At 64.1% G+C, this 20,823-nt stretch carries 17 protein-coding genes and 1 riboswitch; of the genes, 11 read left to right on the top strand and 6 right to left on the bottom strand.

Going from position 1 to position 20,823, the window contains the following annotated elements; translation table 11 throughout:
* Window positions 1-12: 12 nt before the first annotated feature.
* The 3 genes from LGR44_RS03645 to thiB are packed head-to-tail and all read right to left on the bottom strand — an operon-like array spanning window position 13 to window position 3,288.
* Window positions 13-714 (bottom strand): thiamine ABC transporter ATP-binding protein, encoded by a 702-nt coding sequence (locus LGR44_RS03645; protein ID WP_226737353.1) that lies wholly within the window; start codon window positions 712-714, stop codon window positions 13-15.
* Entirely contained in the window at window positions 701-2,275 is a 1,575-nt protein-coding gene (locus LGR44_RS03640) for an ABC transporter permease subunit (protein ID WP_226737351.1), read from the bottom strand. Before LGR44_RS03640 ends, LGR44_RS03645 begins: the two co-directional genes overlap by 14 nt.
* 8 nt (window positions 2,276-2,283) lie before the next feature.
* A complete protein-coding gene (gene thiB, locus LGR44_RS03635) occupies window positions 2,284-3,288 on the bottom strand; it encodes a thiamine ABC transporter substrate binding subunit (protein WP_226737349.1) in 1,005 nt (334 codons plus the stop codon).
* Between the two features lie 65 nt (window positions 3,289-3,353).
* Window positions 3,354-3,460, bottom strand: a riboswitch (TPP riboswitch).
* A gap of 135 nt (window positions 3,461-3,595) precedes the next feature.
* Here thiB and solA point away from each other — a divergent pair.
* The 3 genes from solA to LGR44_RS03620 all read left to right on the top strand — a co-directional run bounded on the left by solA (window position 3,596) and on the right by LGR44_RS03620 (window position 7,357).
* The gene (gene solA / locus LGR44_RS03630) at window positions 3,596-4,789 is read left to right on the top strand and encodes an N-methyl-L-tryptophan oxidase (RefSeq protein ID WP_226737347.1); all 1,194 of its coding nucleotides are present in this window, start codon (window positions 3,596-3,598) and stop codon (window positions 4,787-4,789) included.
* A gap of 152 nt (window positions 4,790-4,941) precedes the next feature.
* Window positions 4,942-6,690, top strand: a complete 1,749-nt coding sequence (locus LGR44_RS03625; protein ID WP_226737345.1) for a sensor histidine kinase — start codon at window positions 4,942-4,944, stop codon at window positions 6,688-6,690.
* Between the two features lie 61 nt (window positions 6,691-6,751).
* The gene (locus tag LGR44_RS03620; RefSeq protein WP_226737343.1) at window positions 6,752-7,357 is read left to right on the top strand and encodes a cysteine hydrolase family protein; all 606 of its coding nucleotides are present in this window, start codon (window positions 6,752-6,754) and stop codon (window positions 7,355-7,357) included.
* A 23-nt stretch (window positions 7,358-7,380) separates the two neighbouring features.
* Here LGR44_RS03620 and LGR44_RS03615 read toward each other — a convergent pair whose 3' ends face one another.
* Window positions 7,381-9,741, bottom strand: a complete 2,361-nt coding sequence (locus LGR44_RS03615) for a Tex family protein (protein ID WP_226737341.1) — start codon at window positions 9,739-9,741, stop codon at window positions 7,381-7,383.
* 169 nt (window positions 9,742-9,910) lie between these two features.
* On the opposite strand from LGR44_RS03615, the gene LGR44_RS03610 reads away from it, so the two are divergent.
* The 5 genes from LGR44_RS03610 (at window position 9,911) to LGR44_RS03590 (ending at window position 13,869) form a co-directional block, all read left to right on the top strand.
* On the top strand, window positions 9,911-11,242 hold the full coding sequence (locus LGR44_RS03610) for an Hsp70 family protein (RefSeq protein WP_226737339.1): 1,332 nt from the start codon (window positions 9,911-9,913) through the stop codon (window positions 11,240-11,242).
* A 163-nt stretch (window positions 11,243-11,405) separates the two neighbouring features.
* Window positions 11,406-11,579: a hypothetical protein gene (locus tag LGR44_RS03605; protein ID WP_226737957.1), complete on the top strand. Its 174-nt coding sequence runs from the start codon at window positions 11,406-11,408 to the stop codon at window positions 11,577-11,579.
* A gap of 169 nt (window positions 11,580-11,748) precedes the next feature.
* Complete coding sequence (locus tag LGR44_RS03600; RefSeq protein ID WP_226737927.1) at window positions 11,749-12,684, top strand: dihydrodipicolinate synthase family protein; 936 nt, start codon at window positions 11,749-11,751, stop codon at window positions 12,682-12,684.
* Window positions 12,681-13,457, top strand: coding sequence for an SDR family oxidoreductase (locus LGR44_RS03595; RefSeq protein ID WP_226737337.1), 777 nt, complete (start codon window positions 12,681-12,683; stop codon window positions 13,455-13,457). The genes LGR44_RS03600 and LGR44_RS03595 overlap by 4 nt, the downstream gene beginning before the upstream one ends.
* Before the next feature lie 199 nt (window positions 13,458-13,656).
* Window positions 13,657-13,869, top strand: coding sequence for a dodecin family protein (locus LGR44_RS03590; protein ID WP_226737335.1), 213 nt, complete (start codon window positions 13,657-13,659; stop codon window positions 13,867-13,869).
* A 102-nt stretch (window positions 13,870-13,971) separates the two neighbouring features.
* On the opposite strand, the gene LGR44_RS03585 is transcribed toward LGR44_RS03590, so the two are convergent.
* Window positions 13,972-14,898, bottom strand: coding sequence for a universal stress protein (locus tag LGR44_RS03585; protein WP_226737333.1), 927 nt, complete (start codon window positions 14,896-14,898; stop codon window positions 13,972-13,974).
* 1,083 nt (window positions 14,899-15,981) lie between these two features.
* Between LGR44_RS03585 and LGR44_RS03580 the strand changes: the two genes are divergently transcribed.
* From LGR44_RS03580 to LGR44_RS03570, 3 genes are all read left to right on the top strand, one after another.
* Window positions 15,982-17,169 carry a fumarylacetoacetate hydrolase family protein gene (locus LGR44_RS03580; protein WP_226737330.1) on the top strand — a complete coding sequence of 396 codons (1,188 nt, stop codon included), beginning with the start codon at window positions 15,982-15,984 and terminating at the stop codon, window positions 17,167-17,169.
* Between the two features lie 14 nt (window positions 17,170-17,183).
* On the top strand, window positions 17,184-18,659 hold the full coding sequence (locus tag LGR44_RS03575) for an aldehyde dehydrogenase family protein (protein ID WP_226737328.1): 1,476 nt from the start codon (window positions 17,184-17,186) through the stop codon (window positions 18,657-18,659).
* Window positions 18,660-19,015: 356 nt separating this feature from the next.
* The gene (locus tag LGR44_RS03570) at window positions 19,016-19,783 is read left to right on the top strand and encodes a CYTH domain-containing protein (protein ID WP_226737326.1); all 768 of its coding nucleotides are present in this window, start codon (window positions 19,016-19,018) and stop codon (window positions 19,781-19,783) included.
* A 45-nt stretch (window positions 19,784-19,828) separates the two neighbouring features.
* On the opposite strand, the gene LGR44_RS03565 is transcribed toward LGR44_RS03570, so the two are convergent.
* Window positions 19,829-20,671 (bottom strand): lytic transglycosylase domain-containing protein, encoded by an 843-nt coding sequence (locus LGR44_RS03565; RefSeq protein WP_226737324.1) that lies wholly within the window; start codon window positions 20,669-20,671, stop codon window positions 19,829-19,831.
* Window positions 20,672-20,823 lie beyond the last annotated feature (152 nt).

Genomic DNA, 20,823 nt, shown 5'->3' with positions numbered 1-20,823 from the left:
GCACAGCGCTGCTTACGATTCCGGGAGGGATGCGGCAATTTTCTTCGCCAGGGAGCCATGCAGGATCTCCGATGGGGTGCCTGAGGCCTGGACCCGGCCGTTGGCCACGAAGGCCATTCGGTCGGCCAGGCCTGCAACGTCCTCGGGCGTGTGGATCGTCATCAGGATGGTGACAGGACGCTTTCGGCGCAATTCGTCCACCAGTTGCACCATGCTGCGGCGAAGATCTGGGTCGAGGCTGCTGAAGGGTTCGTCGAGAAGGATGAGGGGACGCCCTGAGACGAGGGCTCGCGCCAGCGCCACCCTTTGACGCTGCCCACCCGACATCTCGCCCGGCTTGCGCCGGTCGAATCCCTCCAGCCCCACCGCGGAGAGCGCCTCGGAAACGGATGCCCGCTCCGCACTGCTAAGTCGCAGAGACGGATGCAACCCCAGGGCGATATTCTCGGCCGCGTTCAGGTGCGGAAACAGGTTATGATCCTGAAACACGATAGCGACCGGCCGCTCGGCTGGCTCCAGAGGCAGAAGATCGCGGCCATTCAGCGACAGCTTGCCGCTCTGCGGGTGCTCGAACCCGGCAATCATGTGGAGCAGGGTCGTCTTCCCGCCGCCCGAAGGGCCGATAACCGCGCAGAGGCTCCCTGGCTCCACGGCCAGCGAGTAGTCGGCCGTGAAGTCGGGCCATGTCAGACGACAGTTCTCAATCACCAGCATGGGACAGCCGACTGGAAATATGGGCAAGAAGGAATGCGATCAGGACAATGAACAAGCCGACGGCCGCGGCCTCGTCCAAACGGTAGGATCCGAGTCGCTCGTACAGGAGATAGGGGAGCGTGCGAAGCTCAGGGCCGCCAAAGAGGGCGATGATGCCGAAATCGCCGAAGGAGAGCGCCATGGCCAGTGCGAAGCCCGCGCCCATGGGCCGCTTGAGAACGGGCCAGTCCATGATCCGCAGCTTGGCCGTCCCGGTGACGCCGAGCGAAGCCGCAAGACGGCCGTAGCGTTCCTCGGCCACCATCAGACGGGGCGTGATGTAGCGGTAGGCGAAAGGAAGGGCGGCAAGGCCGTTGATCAGGGGAAGGAGGATCAGGCCGGCGGTTGCCGGATCGGCCATGCGCCGGACGAGGAGAAAGAGGCCCGCCGTCAGCGCGAAGGGGGGAACCGCCAGCAGGGTGCTGGGGAGGAAATCGTACAAGGCGGCCAGCCGTGGCGAGCGCAGCGCGAATCTCTGGCGCCGCGCCGCCGTTCCCAACGCGAGGGCGAGAAGACAAGCCAGCGTGCCCGCAATCGCAGCTATGGCAAGACTCGTCGCGAAGGCCTGGAGCAGGTCCGCGTCCATGACGGCCAGGATATGCTGCGATCCGCCCAGGACGCTCAATGCAAGCGGCAGGATGAAGAGAGCCCCTATGAAAAGGACGGCGGCATCCATCGCCTTGAGACGGGGATTGCGGGCATCCGGGCGGCGAACGAGGCTGCGGATGGTGTGCGTGCCGGGCGGTCTCACGAAGGCCCAGTTGAGAAGCCCGGTCAGCAAGAGACAGATCACGAGCTGGATCAGGGCGAGCCAGGCGGCACGACCGAAATCCAGGTCGATCTTCAGCGCCTCGTAGATCGCGACCTCGAGCGTGGCGCGGCTCGGACCGCCGCCGAGCGCAAGCACGATGGCGAAGCTCTTGAAACACATGAGGAAGACGAGGCTGGCGACACCCGGAATTTCGGCGCGCAGGACAGGCCAATCGAGATGACGGAAGATCTGCCCCGGCGTGAATCCCAAGACCATCGCGAGGCGCCAGTGCTCGGCGGGAACCAGGTGCAGGGCATCCAGCGTGATCCGCGCCACGAAGGGGGCATTCAGAAACACATGCGCGATGAGGATGCCGGGATATCCGAAGATATTGAAGCCGGTGCTCCAGCCCATCAGGCCCAGAGCATCGGCCAGCCATCCGCTGCGACCATAGATGGCCAATACGGCGAAGACCGCTACGACGGTCGGAATCACCATCGTGGTGCTCAAGGCCGCCAGCACGAGTTCCCGGCCCGGAAAACGGCGTCGTGCGAGGGCAAGGGCCAGGGCGATGCCGAGCGTGAGCGAGAGGACCGTCGAAAGGCCCGCTTGAATGACCGAGAAGGCGAGAATGCGGGCGAGATAGGGGCCGATGGAGAGAAGGGCGGGCTTCCCTCCATCGACCGTTGCAAGGGCAGTGAAGCCGCCTGCCACGAGAGCCACGATGGCGAGCGCGACCAGGTTCCCGGGATGAGGCGGCTTGAGGCGCATCGACCGGATCAGCGGGCCGCTGCGTTGAGCCACGCGTCGGTGAAGGCGCGGCGGTTCTGCTGCACTTCCTCGGGCGTGAAGAGGAGTGCCTTCTCAGGCTGGACGAGACCCTTGAAAGCCGCCGGCAGACCCGTCTGCGGGGTCTTGGCAGGCATCATCCAGTTTCCCTCCGGCATCGCGGACTGGAACGGTTCACTAAGCACGAACTCCATGAACTTCTTCGCCAGTTCCGGCTGCTTCGTGGTGCGGGTCATTCCGGCGAGTTCCACATGCAGGTAGTGCCCCTCGGCGAAGGCGGCGGCTTTGTAGTTCTCCTTCTTCTCCGCCACGATGTGGTAGGCCGGGGACGTGGTGTAGGACATCACCATGTCGGCCTCGCCCTTCATGAACAGGCCGTAAGCCTCGGACCACCCCTTGGTGAAGGTGACGATGCGCGGCTTCAGCTGCGTCCAAGCCTCTTCGGCCTTGTCGCCGTAGACCTGACGCATCCAGAGCAGAAAGCCGAGGCCGGGGGCGCTGGTGCGGGGGTCCTGCAGCACGATCTTGGGCCCGTTCGGGTTCTCGACCAGCTCCTTCAGGCTCTTTGGTGGATTGGACAGCTTGGTGGAGTCGTAGACGAAGGCCAGATAGCCCCAGTCGAAGGGGATGAAGGTCTCATCGGACCATTCGATCGGGAGAGACAAATCGCTCACCTTCACGCCGTGCGGAGCGAAAATGCCGAGAGCCTTGGCTTCCGCGGCGAGGTTCATGTCGAGGCCGACCACCGCATCGGCCTTGGTGTCCTCGCCCTCGAGACGAAGCCGCCCGACCATGCTGCCCGCATCCTCGGACGTGACCCAGACGAGTTCGCAGGCGCAGATCGCCTCGAAGCGTTCCTTGACCGTTTTTCCCGGGCCGTATTTCCCGGCGAAAGAGCTGTAGGTGTAGACCGTCAGGGTCGGCTTGGATTGCGCGTAGGCCGCGCCCGCTGCCACACAGACCGAGACAAGGGTGAAAAGAAGCCGTCGTAACATCAGGGATGCTCCCATGCGTGAGACAAGCCGGATCGGCGGCACAACTTGCACGGGGCGCAGCTTGATCTGCGATGCATGCTCATTCCCTCCGCCGGTATGACCCGGATCAGGTTCGACGGGTCGGCGGCCTTGCCACCTCTCAGCCTCGAAAGAGGCTCCCCGTGAGACATGTTGCTTGTAGAACAGTTGCGGCATTGGAACAAGCATAGCCGCGCATGTATCAGGCGCATGGCGCCGCCGGTGGAATACCGATTGTTGTTCCTCTCCGTTTCTGGTCGGATGAGGCAGGTGTTTCGAGGGAGCTTCCATGGCCGGTTCAGTTTCGACCTACGATGTCGCCGTCATCGGGCTTGGCGCTATGGGAGCGGCAGCGCTCTACCAGCTTGCGAAACGGGGCGTGCGGGCCATCGGGATCGACCGCTTCGCGCCACCCCATGATCAGGGCTCGACCCACGGCGAGACCCGCATCACCCGCCAGGCCATCGGCGAGGGCGAGGTCTATGTGCCGCTGGCGCTCCGCTCCCACGAGATCTGGCGGGAGCTGGAGGCGGAAACCGGCGAGCGTCTCCTGACGCAGAATGGGTGCCTGATCATCGGGTCGGAGGCCTTGCGGGCCGAGGGGAGCGTTCGGGTCGATTTTCTCGCACGGACGCTTCGCGCGGCGCAGCAATACGGCATTCCGCACGAGGTGCTCGATGCGGCCGAGATCCGGCGGCGCTTTCCGCAGTTCAAGGCGCACGAGGGTGAAATCGGCTATCTCGAGCCCGGTGGCGGATACCTCAACCCAGAGCGCTGTGTGGCAGCCCAGCTTGCCCGCGCCCGCGCTCTGGGAGCCACGGTGCGAACCGGCACCGCCGTCGTCTCCATCGCGCAGGGCGGTCATGGTGTCCGGATCGCGACGGATCATGGGGAGATCGAGGCCGGTCAGGCGGTCGTCTCCGCCGGTTCCTGGGCCCCCGCCTTGCTGGGGCCGCCTGTCGACAAGCTGCTCGCGCCGACCCGACAGGTCATGCACTGGTTTCCGGTGCAGGAGGACCTCGCGTCGGCCTGGGTCGGCAGCCCGGTCTTCATCTGGGCGCATGGATCCGGCGCAAGCGACTTCTTCTATGGCTTCCCGTCCCTGCCTGGGAGCGGAACCGTCAAGACAGCGGGGGAGCAGTACGACGAGACGGCGGATCCCGATCGGGTCGAGCGGCGCGTCGGGCCGGACGAACCCCGAGCGATGCGCGACAAGCATCTTGCAGGTCGGCTGGAGGGGCTTCGGCCGGATGCAGCCAAGTCCATCACCTGCCTCTACACGGTCACACCCGACTCGAACTTCCTGATCGACCGGCATCCCGACCATGACCGCATCCTGGTCGTGTCTCCATGCTCAGGCCACGGTTTCAAGCACTCGGCCGCCATCGGAGAGGCTGTCGCCCAGCTCATGACGACGGGAGGCAGTGCCGTGGACCTGTCTCCCTTCTCCCTGTCCCGTTTCGTCTCGGTGAATGCAGCCTGAAGTCCAGGATATACTCTCCGTTCATAGAGGTATCCTGAGAAAATACTTCCCCCGCCTTCTTCTTGTTGCCGCCGGCGCCCCATCTAAATATGGCTAAGCTATGCTTGGTTCATTTTAGATCTAGGGCGTCATAGGTTCGACACATGGAAGGCTTGCCGACAGTTTATGCCCTGGCGTGCTTGCTGGCCGTCGCAGCCTGTCTTTCCGTTCTCGGTGTCGGGGCTGTCCGGAGAGCCAACCGCTCCTCAAGAACGCGTGGATCATCGAAGCAGGGGCCGCAGACGGCATTCACGATCTCCGATCCCACCAGTCCCATCGGGCATCTTGCCGGCACGTTCGGCGAAATGGCGGCCAAGCTCGGCCTGGGAGAGCCCGAGCGTGCCAGGATCATGCGCGCTCTGCGCGAAGGCGAAGAGCGCCTGCAGGTGGCCCAGGACGTCGCCGGGCTTGGAGTCTGGGACTGGGATCATCTGTCCGGCAGGATCGCCTGGTCGCCCCAGATGTTTCGCGTCACGGGCCTGTCTCCTGAATTGGGAGAGGCCGATCTCCTTTCCGCATGGCTCAATGCCCTCCATCCCGAAGACAGGGGACGAATGGAACGGGAGGTGATGCACCTTTTGCGCAGTCTGCAGCCCTTGACCGCCGAATATCGGATCATCGATTCGGACGGGTCGCTGCGCTGGCTCCTGATGCGGGCTCAATCCCTTCCGGATGACGCCGGCAAACCGCTTCGCACGGTGATCGTCAATCTCGACATCACGCCAAGCAAGGAGAGCGAGGCGCGCGAGCGGTTTCTTCTCGCACTGAGTGATCGAATCCGGGACCTCATACGGCCTGGCGAGATCCTGGCGACGGTGACGGAATCCCTCGGTCGGCACCTGAGCGTCTGCCGCCTGGGCTATGGGGAGGTCAGCGCTTCCACGATGGTTCTGACGCCTCTGGCCGACTGGCATGTCGACGGTCTGCCCGCCGACAGGAAGCCATATGCTCTGACCTCCTTCGGACCCGTTCTCGGAGACGAGTTGAGGGCCGGCCGCACCGTGGTCGTCGGCAGCATCGCCTCCGATCCGAGGATCGAGGGTTGCCGCGGCGCCTTCATGGCGATCCAGGTCGCGGCCTTCATCTGTGTCCCCCTGGTCAAGGAAGGACAATTGCGAGCGGTGCTCTATGCTCAGAGCACCGCGCCCCGTCACTGGCCGCCATGTGAGATCGAGCTATGCCGCGACGTTGCGGAGCGGGCTTGGGCCGCCTTCGAGCGGGCACGCTCCAATGCCCGCCAGAACCTGCTCATCAACGAGCTGAACCACCGCGTCAAGAATACGTTGGCGACGGTACAATCCATCGCGGCACAAAGCTTCAAGTCCGGGCAATCGAAGGCTGCGCAGGAGGCTTTCGAAGCCCGCCTGTTCGCGCTGTCGAAAACTCACGACGTCCTGACTCGTGAGAACTGGGAAGGCGCTAACCTCTACGACATCGTGGCCGAGGCGATGGCGCCCTACGCCAAGGATCACGCCGAGCGCTTCAGGATCGCCGGCGAGCCCCTGCAGCTTCGGCCGCGCATGGCTCTGACGCTTGCGATGGCAATGCACGAGCTTTCGACGAATGCGGCCAAATACGGCGCGTTCTCCACCGAAACCGGTCATGTGGATGTCCGTTGGCATGTGGACGGGGCGGGTGATGTCAGGCACCTGATCCTGCACTGGCAGGAGTGGGGCGGCCCTCAGGTTCAGGTGCCGGCCCGCAAAGGCTTCGGCTCCCGTCTGATCGAGCGCGGACTGACGCGCGAACTCGGCGGCGAGGTCGATCTCGATTACCGCTCCGACGGACTTGTCTGCGCGTTTCGCATTCCGCTGCCCGATAAGGAAGAGGGCGGAACCGACGATATTCTGGGCCTCGCCTGACGCAGGAGATGAGGAACGGCTTACCTCCTCGCCCGTTCTGAAACCACACCAGGAACAGGTCATGCCCTTGCTAGAACATGGTCCCTTGAACGAGCGCACGGTGCATCTTTGCATCGACATGCAGCGCATCTTCTCGACGGAAGGCCCGTGGCCCACGCCTTGGATGGAGCGTGTGCTTCCGACAGTGGAGCGGATCGTCGAGCGTTTCCCGGAAAGGACGGTCTTCACGCGCTTCATCACGCCGGAGCGCCCGGAGGACATGCCCGGCACTTGGCGCCAGTATTACGAGCGCTGGCGCGAGACGACCCGGGAGCGCCTGGATCCGCACATGCTGGATCTGATGCCTCCTCTGGCGCGGTTCGTTCCTCCGGCGACCGTTATCGACAAACCGGTCTATTCGGCCTTCGCCGGCCACAAGCTGGCGGAGCTTCTGCACCACAGAGGTGCGGATACTCTGGTGGTGACCGGTTCCGAGACAGATGTTTGCGTCCTTGCCACCGTGCTGGGAGCCGTGGATCACGGTTACCGGGTCGTGATCGTCGCCGACGGCTTGTGCAGTTCGTCGGACGAGGGGCACGATACGCTCCTCGCCCTCTATAGCAAGCGGTTCAACCAGCAGATCGAGACCGCTGACAGCGAGACGATCCTCTCATCCTGGCGGGAATGAGGGCAGGGGCCGACGATGCCGTGCTACCTGCGCGGTCCCTTGTCCTTCCCGGATGTCTGAGCGAGGCTCGCGCGCCGCAGGGCATCCGCGAGGGCTCCGCCGGAAGATGCCTGCGCACTCTGCCCGGCCGGCTTCCTGTCGCCGCCGGAGTTGCGCGCCTTCTGGAAGGACTGGCGGTTCTCGTCGCCACGGCCTGCCGGCCGCTTCTCGACCGGGTCTCCCATGCGCATGGTCAGGGAGATCCGTTTGCGAGGCTTGTCGACTTCGAGCACTTTCACGCGCACGATGTCGCCGGGTTTCACGACGTCGCGCGGATCCTTCACGAAGGTGTCCGACAGGGCGGAGATATGCACCAAGCCATCCTGGTGGACGCCCACATCCACGAAGGCCCCGAAGGCGGCCACGTTGGTCACCACGCCTTCCAGCATCATGCCCGGCGTCAGGTCGTTGATTGTCTCGACGCCCTCCATGAAGGTCGCCGTCTTGAATTCCGGACGAGGGTCGCGGCCGGGCTTTTCCAGCTCGCTCAGAATGTCCTTGACGGTCGGAACGCCGAACTTCTCGTCCGTGAAGCTCTCGGGCCTGAGCTTCTTCAGGACTCCGCCATTGCCGATGAGAACCTTGATGTCGCTTTTCGTCGCTTCGAGGATCCGGCGCACGACGGGATACGCTTCCGGGTGGACGCCGGATGCATCCAGCGGATCGTCTCCATTCGGAATGCGGAGGAAGCCCGCCGCCTGCTCGAAGGTCTTCGGACCGAGACCCGACACCTTGGTAAGAGCCTTGCGCGTCTTGAAGGGGCCATTGGCATCGCGGTGCGCGACGATGTTCTGCGCAACCCACTCGCCCAGCCCCGACACCCGCGCGAGCAGGGGAGCGGAGGCGGTGTTGAGATCCACGCCGACCGCGTTCACGCAGTCTTCGACCACGGCATCGAGGGAGCGTGAGAGCTTGTACTCGGCAAGGTCGTGCTGATACTGCCCGACGCCGATCGATTTGGGGTCGATCTTTACGAGCTCTGCCAGCGGATCCTGCAGGCGCCGTGCGATCGAGACGGCCCCGCGCAGCGACACGTCGAGATCGGGCAGTTCCTGGCTTGCATAGGCGGATGCGGAATAGACCGAGGCGCCTGCTTCCGAAACCATGATCTTGGTCAGCTTCAGGTCCGGGTGCTTCGAGACCAGTTCCCCGGCGAGCTTGTCGGTCTCACGGGAGGCGGTGCCGTTGCCGATGGCGACGAGCTCGACCTTGTGGATTCGGCACAGGCGGGCAAGCGTCGCGATGGATTCGTCCCATTGCCGCCTGGGTTCGTGCGGATAGATGGTGTCCGTCGCCACCACCTTGCCGGTGGCGTCCACCACCGCGACCTTGACGCCTGTGCGGTAGCCCGGGTCAAGACCCAGGGTCGGGCGGGTTCCGGCGGGTGCGGCCAGAAGCAGATCGCGCAGATTGCCCGCGAAGACCTTCACGGCCTCGTCCTCGGCGAGCTGCCAGAGGCGCATCTTCATGTCGAGCTCGATCGAGAACCGCAGCTTCGTGCGCCAGGCCCAGCGCACGGTCTCCAGAAGCCAGCGGTCGCCTGGGCGGCCTTTGTCTTCGATGCCGAAGGTCAGCGCCGTGCGGCCCTCGTAGGAGCTGACATAGCCCGGCTCGGCACTGTTCGGGTCCTCGTCCATGCGAAGATCGAGGATCTCCTCCTTCTCTCCGCGGAAGAGGGCCAGGATCCGATGCGACGGCAGCTTGGTGAGCGGCTCGGAGAAGTCGAAATAGTCGGCGAACTTCGCCCCATCCACCTTCTTGCCCTCGCGAACCGTCGAGGTGAGGCGGCCGCGCTGCCAATAGGTCTCGCGAAGGGCTCCCAAAAGTTCCGCGCTCTCTGCGAAGCGCTCCACCAGAATGGCCCGGGCACCCTCCAGAGCGGCTTCGGGTGTCGCGATGTCCTTGTCCGTGTTGACGAAGCCCGCGGCGGATTCCTTGGGGTCGCGGCTGGGGTCGGTGAGCAGGAGGTCGGCCAGGGGCTCGAGCCCGGCTTCCTTTGCGATCTGCGCCTTGGTCCTGCGCTTCGGCTTGTAGGGAAGATAGAGATCTTCCAGGCGCGCCTTGGTGTCGGCGGCGTTGATCTGCTGGGCCAGCTCGTCCGTCAGTTTGCCCTGCTCGCGAATGCTGTCGAGGATCGTCTTGCGGCGGTCCTCGAGCTCGCGCAGATAGCGCAGGCGCTCCTCCAGGGTGCGCAGCTGCGCATCGTCCAGAGTGCCGGTCACTTCCTTCCGGTAGCGAGCGATGAAGGGCACCGTCGCCCCGCCGTCGAGCAGGTCGATGGCGGCCTTCACCTGCCATTCCTGAACATTCAGTTCGCTGGCGATGCGCTGACCGATGGATAACATGACAATCTCCGACTGAGCCGAGGCGCGGCTTCTACGGTGCCAGGCATCCCCTGGTCAACTGGAGGCAGACTGCCGCAGGGGAAAGCCATTGCGGGGAAATTTCCCTTGGCGAGGCGCAGCTTGGAGGATAGACCGTCCGGCCCCGTCAGCCCGATTTCGAGAGATCATCATGCCTTCCGCCACCAACGATCTGTCCATCGGAATCGACTTCGGCACCAGCAATACGGTCGTCGCGCTTGCGGATTCCCGAGGACGCGTCGAAGCCCTGACGTTCGACCACAGGGGCAGCGACCTCAAGGTCTATGTCACAGCCCTGTGCTTCTGGGACGAGCGCCATGGAAACGGCGTCCGGACCGAGGTCGAGGGCGGGCCTTGGGCCATTGATCAGTTCCTGGAGGGCCTGACGGCGCATCGCTTCATCCAGTCCTTCAAGACCTTCGCGGCGAGCCAGTCCTTTCAGGAAACCCGGATCTTCCGCGAGCGATACCGGTTCGAGGATCTTCTGAGCACCTTCCTGCGCACCCTGAAGCGGCACGGAGGCGAAAGGTTCGATCTCTCGGCCGGCAATGTGGTGATCGGCCGGCCGGTGCAATTCGCCGGGACCCATCCGGACGATGCCCTCGCCATGAGCCGCTACCGGGCTGCTTTCAGCAAACTGGGGGCGGACCACGCCCACTACGTCTACGAGCCTGTGGGGGCGGCCTTTTTCTATGCCCAACAGCTGAACCACGATGCGACGGTTCTGGTGGCGGATTTCGGCGGCGGCACGAGCGATTTTTCCGTCATGCGTTTCTCGCGCGCCAGCGGCGTTCTTCGCGCCGAACCGCTGGGGCATGCCGGTGTCGGCATCGCCGGAGATGCCTTCGACTACCGGATCGTCGATCAGGTCGTGTCGCCCCGGCTCGGCAAGGGCGGGAGCTACCGCTCCATGGGCAAGGTCCTGTCGATCCCGAACCATTACTACGCCAACTTCGCCCGCTGGAACCAGCTGGCTATGATGAAGGGCAGCGGCGACCTGAAGGAGCTGCGGGAGCTCGCCCGGGCGGCCCTCGATCCGGAGCCCCTCGAAAAGTTCATCGACATCGTCGAGTACGATCTGGGATTTGCCCTCTATCGCGCTGTCTCTTCGGCGAAAGTGGCTCTTTCGGCCCATGAGGAGACGGAATTCCACTTCACGGGCGAGGGCGTCGATATTCGGGCGACCATCACTCGCCGCGACTTCGAGACATGGATCGCCGACGATGTAGCCCGGATCGAGAGCACGGTCGATCAGGCTCTGGCGCAGGCCGGGGTGGAGGCCGGTGAGATCGAGAGGGTGTTCCTGACCGGGGGAACGTCCTTCGTTCCGGCCATTCGCCGTCTCTTCATCGACCGCTTCGGCGAGGATCGGCTGATGTCGGCGGATCAGTTCGAATCGATCGCCTACGGACTTGCCCTCATCGGACAGACGGCGGACCCGGAACGGTGGTCGGTGGCCGGTTCGGTGGCCGCCCCGTCATAGCCGGGGAACTCCTAGTATCTGGATCCGCTGTGTCATCACCGATCTGCTGAAGCGCGGCCACGCTATCGCCGCGGGGGCTGCCCAACAGCGGTACCCCGCCCAGGAACCCGCTTCTGCCTCATGTGTTGGAACATCGAAGCCTGGAACTCACGAGGAGAGTGCCATGTCTCGCGGTGACAAGTCCGCCTATACGGAGAAGCAGAAGCGCAAGGCCGAGCATATCGAGGAATCCTACGAGAGCCGTGGCGTCTCGGAGAAGGAAGCCGAGCGGCGCGCATGGGCCACCGTCAACAAGCAGGACGGCGGCGGCAAGAAGAGCGGCTCTGGGCATAAATAAGTTGCTCCGGGGCTTTTCGGCGCTCGCCGAATAGCCTCGATCCCAGCGGGGCCATGGTGCCCTTGCGGCAAGATCCACCACGAATCGGCAACATGAGCGGTGCACTGGCCGGAAAGCCGGTGTAAGGAAGACGCCGGCTTCCATCCCTCGTTGCCCTCTCATGGAGGAAATCTTGCTCACAAGCTCTGCCGCCGGCGTCTATGTCATCTGCCCCACCCCTTTCGAGGCGGACGGGCGTCTCGACACCGCCTCCACCGATCGCATGGTCGAGGCTTACCTGAACGCCGGAGCCACGGGCCTGACGATCCTGGGCATCATGGGCGAATCGCCGAAGCTGGCGGCCGAGGAATCGCTCGCCTTCGCCAGGCAGGTCATCGCCACCGTCGCCGGCCGGGTGCCCGTTGTCGTCGGCGTTTCGGCCGCAGGCTTCGCCGCCATGTCGGCCCTGTCCGGCAAGGTCATGGACGCGGGCGCGGCCGGGGTCATGATTGCCCCGCCCTCCGGCCTCCGGACCGATGACCAGATCGTCTCCTATTACGCGGATGCCGCCGAGGCCATCGGGGCGGACGTGCCTTTCGTGATCCAGGACTACCCGCTCGTCACCAATGTGGTGATGACGCCCAAGGTGATCATGCGGATCATCGAGCAGAACCCGTCCTGCGTCATGCTCAAGCACGAGGACTGGCCGGGCCTCGACAAGATCACGACTCTGCGCCGCGCCAGCGCGGAGGGCCAGGTGCGCCGGGTCTCGATCCTGTGCGGCAATGGCGGCCTCTTCCTGCCCTTCGAGGTCGAGCGCGGCGCGGACGGCGCGATGACGGGCTATGCCTATCCGGAAATGCTCGTCGGCGTGGTCAACCTCATCAAGCAGGGGCGCCGTCAGGAGGCCCATGACCTCTTCGACCGCCATCTGCCGCTCGTGCGATACGAGACCCAGCCCAATGTCGGGCTCGCCGTGCGCAAATACGTGCTGAAGAAGCGCGGCATCATCGCATCGGACACGCTGCGCAAGCCCGGACCGAAATTGAGCCCGGAGACGATCGCGGATATCGATTGGCTAATGGAGCGCATCGAGCGCTCGCAACAGGGGAGCCTTGCGGCATGAAGACAGGTTTGGAGGGGAAGCGCGCGCTCGTTCTCGGCGCGAGCAAGGGGCTGGGCTTCGGCATCGCCCAGGGCTTGGCGGACGAGGGCGCTCGCGTCGCCATCGCCAGCCGGACGATGGACGGGTCGAAGGCCGCCGCCGAGAAGATCGGAAAGGGTGTCCTGCCCTTCATCTGCGATACGAGCAAGGTCGATCAGGTCGATGCGCTCGTCAAGGACGTGACCGAGGCGCTGGGCGGCGTCGACATCCTCGTCCTCAACAGCGGCGGCCCGCCGCCCGGAAAGGCGCAGGGCGTGGCGAGCGACCAATGGCGTGCTTCGTTCGATGCCATGTTCGTCAACCTCGTCCGGATCGCCGACCAGCTTCTGCCCGGCATGATCGAACGCAAGTTCGGCCGCATCATCTCCGTCATCTCGTCCGGCGTGATCCAGCCGATCCCGAATCTTGCCATCTCCAATGCCATCCGCCCGGCGCTCGTCGGCTGGGGCAAGACGCTGGCGGCCGAGGTCGCTTCATCTGGCGTGACCGTCAATGCCGTTGCCCCTGGCCGTATCGCGACTGACCGCCTGAAGCAGCTCGATGCCGCCAACGCGGAGAGAACAGGCCGCTCCGTCGAGGAGGTTGCAACCGCAGCGCGGGCCGGCATTCCTGCGGGCCGCTATGGTGAAATCGAGGAATTCGCAGCTGCTGCCGTTTTCCTCGCCAGCGAGAAGGCCTCGTTCATGACCGGCTCGATCCTGCGCGTGGACGGCGGACAGATTTCCTCCATCTGATGCAGGCGGCCAGGGTGAGGGCGTACCTCACCCTGCCCGTCCCATGGCTGATTCCCCACACCGCCTGCACGGCCTTCTTGCAGGCGGGTGGCGCAGAGCATCGCCGCCGGTAACGTAAGTTTGTTCCCTGGCATCCCTGCGGCTTCTATGAGGTGCGCCTGATCGCTGTTAGGCTTTCCCGGCATCCTGGGAGGAAGCCATGACGCTGCTCAAGATGATCGAGGTCGCGGCCGAGTCCGATCGGAGCTGGGAGGATGCTGCAAGGCGTGCCGTAAAGATCGCTTCGCAGACGATCCGCAATATCCGCTCCATTTCCATCACGAGCTTCGATGCTACCGTCTCGGACGACGAGATCATGGTCTACCGCGTGAATGCCAAGATCTCCTTTGCCCTCGAGGCCGCGGACGAATGACGCGGGCGGGCTGACGATCAGGAACTCGGCCGGCGAGCGCCCTCGGGCTCGCCGACCAGCAGATCGGCAATGGAGAGTCCGGCTTCCGACATTGCTCCTTCCTCAATAGGAAAGCAGCAGCGGAACCGGAGAGGCCTTCAACATCGACTGAGTGACGCCTCCCAGCACCAACTGCCTCCATCGGGAGTGAACGAAGCCTCCCATCACGACCATGTCGGCTTTGAACAGGCCGATCTGGGATCGGATAGTCTCACCGGCATCGCCGTTCTGCACCCCCAGTTCCTTGACGGTGCAGTTGACGCCGTGGCGGGTCAGATGCGGCGCGAGATCCGCTCCGGTTGAGGAGAGATCTTTCTCCCCCGAGACCGATAGGATTTCCACTTGTTCCGCCGCTCGCAGCAAGGGGAGTGCGTCGTGAACCGCACGGGTCGCCCGCACGCTCCCGTCCCAGGCCACGACGATCCTGCCGGGCTCAAACGTCTCGAAGCCCTGGGGTACGATCAGCAGGGGGCGCCCACCGTTGAAGAGAGCCTCCTCAAGGAAACCTCGGCCCAGGCTCAGCGGGTCCGGTTCGGCGTCGAGAACGGTGATGTCGTGAACGCGGGTTCTCACGGCAAGAGATGCAGCCAGTTCCGGATAATGCCGCTGAAGGACATCGACATTGCAGCCCACGCCTGCGGCCGTCGCCTCCTGCCGCGCCAGTTCGACGGCAGCCTTGGAGGCCTCGTGAAGACGCTGGTTCTCCGCTGCGACCAAGCCGGATGCGACATTGCTGACGAAGGCGTGGGTAACCGTCATCTCCGGCGTGAGAGCGCAGATGGAGGCGTGGGCCTCGGCCTGACGGGCCAGTGAAAGGCCGTATCGCAATGCGAACGAGGGTCGTTCATCGTCGTGAGAAAATCCGATCAGGATGCTTTTGAGGCCTTCAACCATCAATCCGGCTCCTTTTCTCGCTGTGTTTCCAACCGATGAGTCCATCTTCGTATTGATTATAGTCAAAGCGGCCGAAAAGATCCCCTTCGGGGACATTATTGCGCTCTTCGCCGGTTGCTGGAGCCGCTCCTGCGCCCGGCCCTGTCGCCGGCAGCCACCTTCACCCCACTGAGGAAGGCCGGGCAGAAGCGTGTCGTGAAAGGACGTGGCTGCTCAGGGCGAAACGAAGTATCGCTTTACATCTCTGGGGGAACTGTTCCTGGAATGCCGATCGGCTCTCCGGGAGGCGGAGACTCGTCAGGAGTTCCGGGCGGGATGCTCAAGGGTTCCTCGCGGTCCGGGACACCGGCGGGAGCAGGCTCGGGTGTAACCGGGTCAGGCCCTGGGGCTGGAATGTCGGGGCGTGGTTCCGAGGGGGAGGGCGTATCGGCCATGAGATCATCCCTTCGTTCGTCGCTCCGTCCGAGGAGGCAATTCTGTTCGTTTCAGGGGGGGCATCGCAGAGCATGTCGTCGATCACCCCTCCCGGGGGAACTGACGAGCGCCGGTAAAGGATCCAAACGTGAGCCGAAATCCCGAGAACCATTGCGGGGATGAACGGGTTTCAATGGCTGGAGAAGATCACGAGAGACTCAGGGCGTGAAGACCATGTATTCCCTCTCCGTCGGACTGGCCTGCTTCCCCACCATCGGCATCGGAGGCGCGGGCAGCCATGGCGGCGGGACCGGCTCCATCTGCAGCGGCCGTCCCTTGCCCGATGAGTTCTATCCGAAGCCGCCGCCAACCGAACCTGCACCTGTTCTGCCCTCTCCGCCGGACGCCCCGCAGCCGCAGGAGCCTCCTGCCATTCCGTCGCCGTTGCCGGAGCAGGCGCCGGATCCCAAGAGGCCTGTCGTCCACCCGACTCCTCCACCGGAGGTCCCGAGCCGCTGAGGCATGTGCGGAGCCGCGGGCCTGCCCGACTGACCGAGCGGGTGTGGGTCCGATCCAGGCTGAAGATGAGACTGCAGATTTGAGCCTCCAAGGGGCATGAATCAGTCATGCCGGCGGTGGAAGGCGGGCGAAGCATAAATCCCTTGTGACGTTCTCTTTTCCTGTCGCCATGAGTGCATACGTGGCTATATCAATTCTGGAATCGCAAGAACGGGCAGGCATGCCCAATGAGAGGGAGCGCCCGAAATGGACCACCTGTCCTCGCAAGTCGACTTGGCCGAAGTTCTTCCCGCGGATCGATTCGAGGGAGCGCTTGCAGGCCGTATCTGGCGGCCCGGGATAGGACCCTCCGTCGTCGCGATACGGAATGACGGCGTGATCGACATCTCATCATCCTGTGCCACCATGAGCGAGCTTGCCGCCGCGGACGACCCGGCGCGGACGCTCAAGAACGCGGAGGGCGAACGGGTCGGGGCGCTGGAAGACATCCTGGCCAATACGCCTCCCGACCGACGCGACTCGTCGAAGCCCTGGTTTCTCGCGCCTGTCGACCTTCAGGTGATCAAGGCGGCAGGCGTCACCTTCGCGGTGTCCATGCTCGAACGCGTAATCGAGGAGCGGGCACGGGGCGACGCCAGTGCCGCCGCCGCCATCCGCGCGGAAGTGAGCCGGCTCGTGGGGGACGACCTCAGTCGGCTCAAGCCCGGCTCCCCCGAGGCGATGGACCTCAAGGCGGTGCTCGTGGCCCAGGGCGCCTGGAGCCAATACCTGGAAGTCGGAATCGGTCCCGACGCGGAGGTCTTCACCAAAGCGCCGACACTCTCGGCGGTGGGGCCGTTCATGGATGCGGGCATCCATCCGAAGTCGACCTGGAACAATCCGGAACCCGAAGTGGTGGTGGTCGTGGCCCCGACCGGCAGGATCGTCGGGGCGACGCTGGGCAACGATGTCAATCTGCGCGACTTCGAAGGCCGATCCGCATTGCTTCTGTCCAAGGCCAAGGACAACAATGCATCATGCGCGATAGGGCCCTTCATCCGCTTCTTCGACGAGAGCTTCTCTCTCGACGACGTGCGCCAGACCACGGTCACGTTGACGGTCGAAGGCGAGGACGGGTTCAAGCTTGAGGGGGCGTCTTCCATATCGAAGATCAGTCGCGATCCCGAAGATCTTGTCAGGCAGACCATCGGCCCTAATCATCAGTATCCCGACGGCTTCGTGCTCTTCCTCGGGACGATGTTCGCACCCACGCAGGACCGGGATGAAGTGGGAATGGGATTCACCCACAAGACGGGGGACATCGTCACCATCGCGGCACCGAAGCTCGGGGCGCTGGTTAATCGCGTGAGACCAAGCTCCGATTGTGAGCCCTGGACCTTCGGGCTGAGCGCCTTCATGGCCAATCTGGCCGGGCGCGGCCTTATCAAGACATGAACGGGAACGGCACCATGACGAAGAACTACATTGCTGGGGAGTGGGTTGGCGCGTCCGAGGCTTCGGCGGACATCAACCCCTCCAATACAGGCGACATCGTGGGTGAGTTCGCCCGTGCCGGCGCAGTTGAGGCTGAAGCCGCCATTGCCGCGGCGCATGAGGCCTTCCCGGCCTGGTCGCGCTCCTCCATCCAGCAGCGCCACGACATCCTCAAAACTGTCGGCGACGAGATCCTCGCCCGCAAGGAGGAGCTTGGACGCCTCCTCTCCCGGGAGGAGGGCAAGACGCTGCCCGAGGGCATCGGCGAGGTGATCCGCGCGGGGCAGATCTTCCACTTCTTCGCCGGCGAGTGCTTGCGCATGGCTGGCGACAAGGTGCCCTCCGTGCGCCCCCTCGTCGACGTGGAGGTCACCCGAGAGCCGGTGGGCGTGGTCGGGCTGATCACGCCCTGGAACTTCCCCATCGCCATTCCGGCCTGGAAGATCGCCCCGGCGCTGGCCTACGGTAACACCGTGGTGTTCAAGCCGGCGGAGCTTGTGCCGGCCTCGGCCCACGCCCTGTCCGAGATCATCATCCGGGCCGGCGTGCCCGCAGGCGTGTTCAACCTGGTGATGGGGCGAGGCTCCGTCGTGGGCGAGGCGATGCTGAACAGCCCCAAGGTGTCGGCCATCTCGTTCACCGGCTCGGTGCCCACGGGACGCCGAGTGGCCCAGACCTGCATCACCTCGGACCCGATGAAGAAGCTGCAGCTCGAGATGGGCGGCAAGAACCCCATGGTGGTGCTGGACGATGCTGACCTGAAGGTGGCGGTGGAATGCGCCGTCAATGGCGCTTTCTTCTCCACGGGGCAGCGCTGCACGGCCTCGTCGCGGCTGATCGTGACCGAGGGCATCCACGACCGGTTCGTGGCCGCCCTGACGGAGCGGATGCAGGGGCTGGTGGTGGACGACGCCTTGAAGCCCGGGACGCAGATCGGGCCTGTGGTGGATCAGAACCAGCTCGACCAGGATCTGAAATATATCCGCATCGGCCAGGACGAGGGCGCGAAACTCGTGGCGGGCGGGGAGTTGCTGAACCGGGATAGCCCGGGCTTCTACCTGGCGCCGGCGCTGTTCACGGAGGTGGACAACCGGATGCGGGTGGCCCGCGAGGAGATTTTCGGGCCGGTGGCGACGGTGATCCGGGCGCGAGGCTACGACGAGGCGCTGGAGATCGCCAACGACACGCCTTTCGGGCTTTCTGCCGGCATCTGCACCACGAGCCTGAAATATGCTGGTCACTTCAAGCGCAATTCCGAGGCCGGCATGGTGATGGTGAACCTGCCGACCGCCGGGGTGGACTACCACGTGCCGTTCGGCGGGCGGAAGGGCTCGTCCTATGGTCCGCGTGAGCAGGGGCGGTATGCACAGGAGTTCTACACCACCGTGAAGACCGCATATACCTTCGACGGCAACGAAGCATACGTTCCGAAAACCACCGCAAGCGAATAAGCGAACGGCAGGGGGTAGGGTTCAGGCCTACGTCGTTTTCACGCCGCCGCGGGCGCGAGAGGCGTGCGCGGCCTGTTTCTCTACCCCTTTCGGCTTATATGATGCCTCTGCATCGGCAGGAATGAATTCGCTTGAGTGCCAATCTTAACTTTCTGATCAATTTTGCCTTTGAAGTGCCACGATAAGTACTAATTGTATTCTCTCGATTTGCCTGAACTACTCGTCTCCTCTGGAACATAATTTCGTATCTTCATATTGAATGGGAACGAAATACTGTTCCAGGCAGGGGAATGTGTGCTGAGTTCTAGGTAAAGCCGAGCGTTCATTCATGGCTGCTAGCAAAGAGCTCAATCAAAATGAGTACCTCCCGTCGCTATCTGATTGCTTCGTCCTTGGCCCGTCTCATCCGCAAGGAAAGAGGAGGCAATCGCGTCACGGAGGGCCATTTTCCCAATCAGGCCGATCGTAGCTCCTATGTCATCGTCGAAGGTGACAAGGGCAGCCTCGTTCTGATCACCGGCGGGCCCGACGGACCGGTCGAGGAGCGTACGGATGTCCCTCGCGCCCATGCCGAGGCCCTGCTCGACGTCACGCCCGGAAAGGTCGATTACGTCCGGTCGCATCTGACCGTCGGCACCCGTGACATTCACATCAACCGCTATGTGACGCCGGGGCCTCTGGATCTCATCGCCGTCGAGTTCGAGAGCGAAGAGGAGGCGCGCGATTTCCGGCCTCTGGCTTGGTTCGGTCCCGATGTGACGGCCGACACCGTTTACCAGAACAGGACGATCGCTCTCGAAGGTCTCCCCCCTATTCCCGATGTCTCGATCTCGAACGGCGCCCTCAACAGCCTGCTCGACACTCTCGAGAACCGCTACAGCCCGCCGCGCGCCTATGCCCCCGCAGTGCCGGGAAGAGCTTCTGGAGATGCCGGACGACGTGCGGGTCCGCCTGCGCCTCCGCAGGAGAATGCCTCGCGCAGGCAGGGAGCGCCTGCGGGCAAGAACGAGCACGTGCCGGCAGAAGCCGATTTGGCCGACGACGAGGGCAACGATTTGAACCTCAACATCGAGGACAACGTCATCCGCGAACTCGCCCGCTCGCTTCGGCCGCAGCGGCGGTAAGCAGCTGAGGGCCGCAACGGCCCTCAAGAGCCGAATCCAAAGGCCTCAGCTCGGGAGAACGACGCAGCTGCCCCCAGCCTTGCGGATCTTATCGCAGAGCTGGTTCGCTTCGTTGCGTGATGTTGCAGGGGCGCGCACCCGGTAGAAGGTGCGTGTTCCGCGATGGCGCAGCCTCGTCCCGATGATCATGGGCCGGATTTCCCCCAGGACAGCCGCATAGGCTTGGCGGGCGCGAGCGAAGCTGGCGAGAGCCCTGCTCTTGGAGAAGTTGCCGGCGAGTTGAACGCCCCAGGGGGCGAACGGCGCCTCCTCCGGCGCGCCCCGTCCGGGCTGCCGGAGAAGGGCCACGACTTGCATGCATTTCTGCGGGTTTGCGGCATCCGCGTCGTCGGTCTGCAGATTCAGTTCCTCCTTCAGGTCAGCGGCCCAGTCCTCGGCGGACCGGCCTGTGATCCTGAACACGTAGTTCCTCGTTTCAGCCGGTAATCCTCCTCGGCCCGAAAGCCATGAAGCGACGCGGGCGGGGCCGCCGTTATAGGCCGCCGCAGCGAGGCCAAGATTGCCGAAGCGGTCTGTGAGTTCGTGGATGAACTTGGCCGCTTCGGGGATGGCCTGCTCAGGGTCGAAGGGATCGGCCAAGCCCCGTTCCCGTGCGGTGCCCGGCATGAACTGAGCCACACCCTGCGCGCCGGCGGGGCTGATCGCACCCGTGCGGAAGGAGCTTTCCTGCCAGATGAGCTTCGTGAGGAAGTCGGTCGGGATTTGGCGTGCCGCCGCAGCATTGTCGATGAGACGGCACAAGGCCTGCTCAACGGTTTCCGTCGAAGGCGCTCCCAGGGCAGATGCCCAGGAGAACACGAGACTACAGAGAGCAAGCCGGAAGCGCATGGATGACCTCTGGCGAGAACTAGGGTTCCAGCTCTGGATTGCTTGGCTGATCGTAACCTGAACCTTGTGATTTAGGCACGACGTGCGCTTGTCCAGAGCGGAACCGGTCGAAACCAGACAATCCCTGTTCAGCGACTCTGCGCGGGCGCCAG

Origin of the sequence: Microvirga lenta (assembly GCF_020532555.1) — a bacterium.
GTDB classification, from domain to species: Bacteria; Pseudomonadota; Alphaproteobacteria; order Rhizobiales; family Beijerinckiaceae; genus Microvirga; species Microvirga lenta.
The sequence above is the reverse complement of the archived record's forward strand: the minus strand, read 5'-3'. Positions and strand labels throughout refer to the sequence as shown.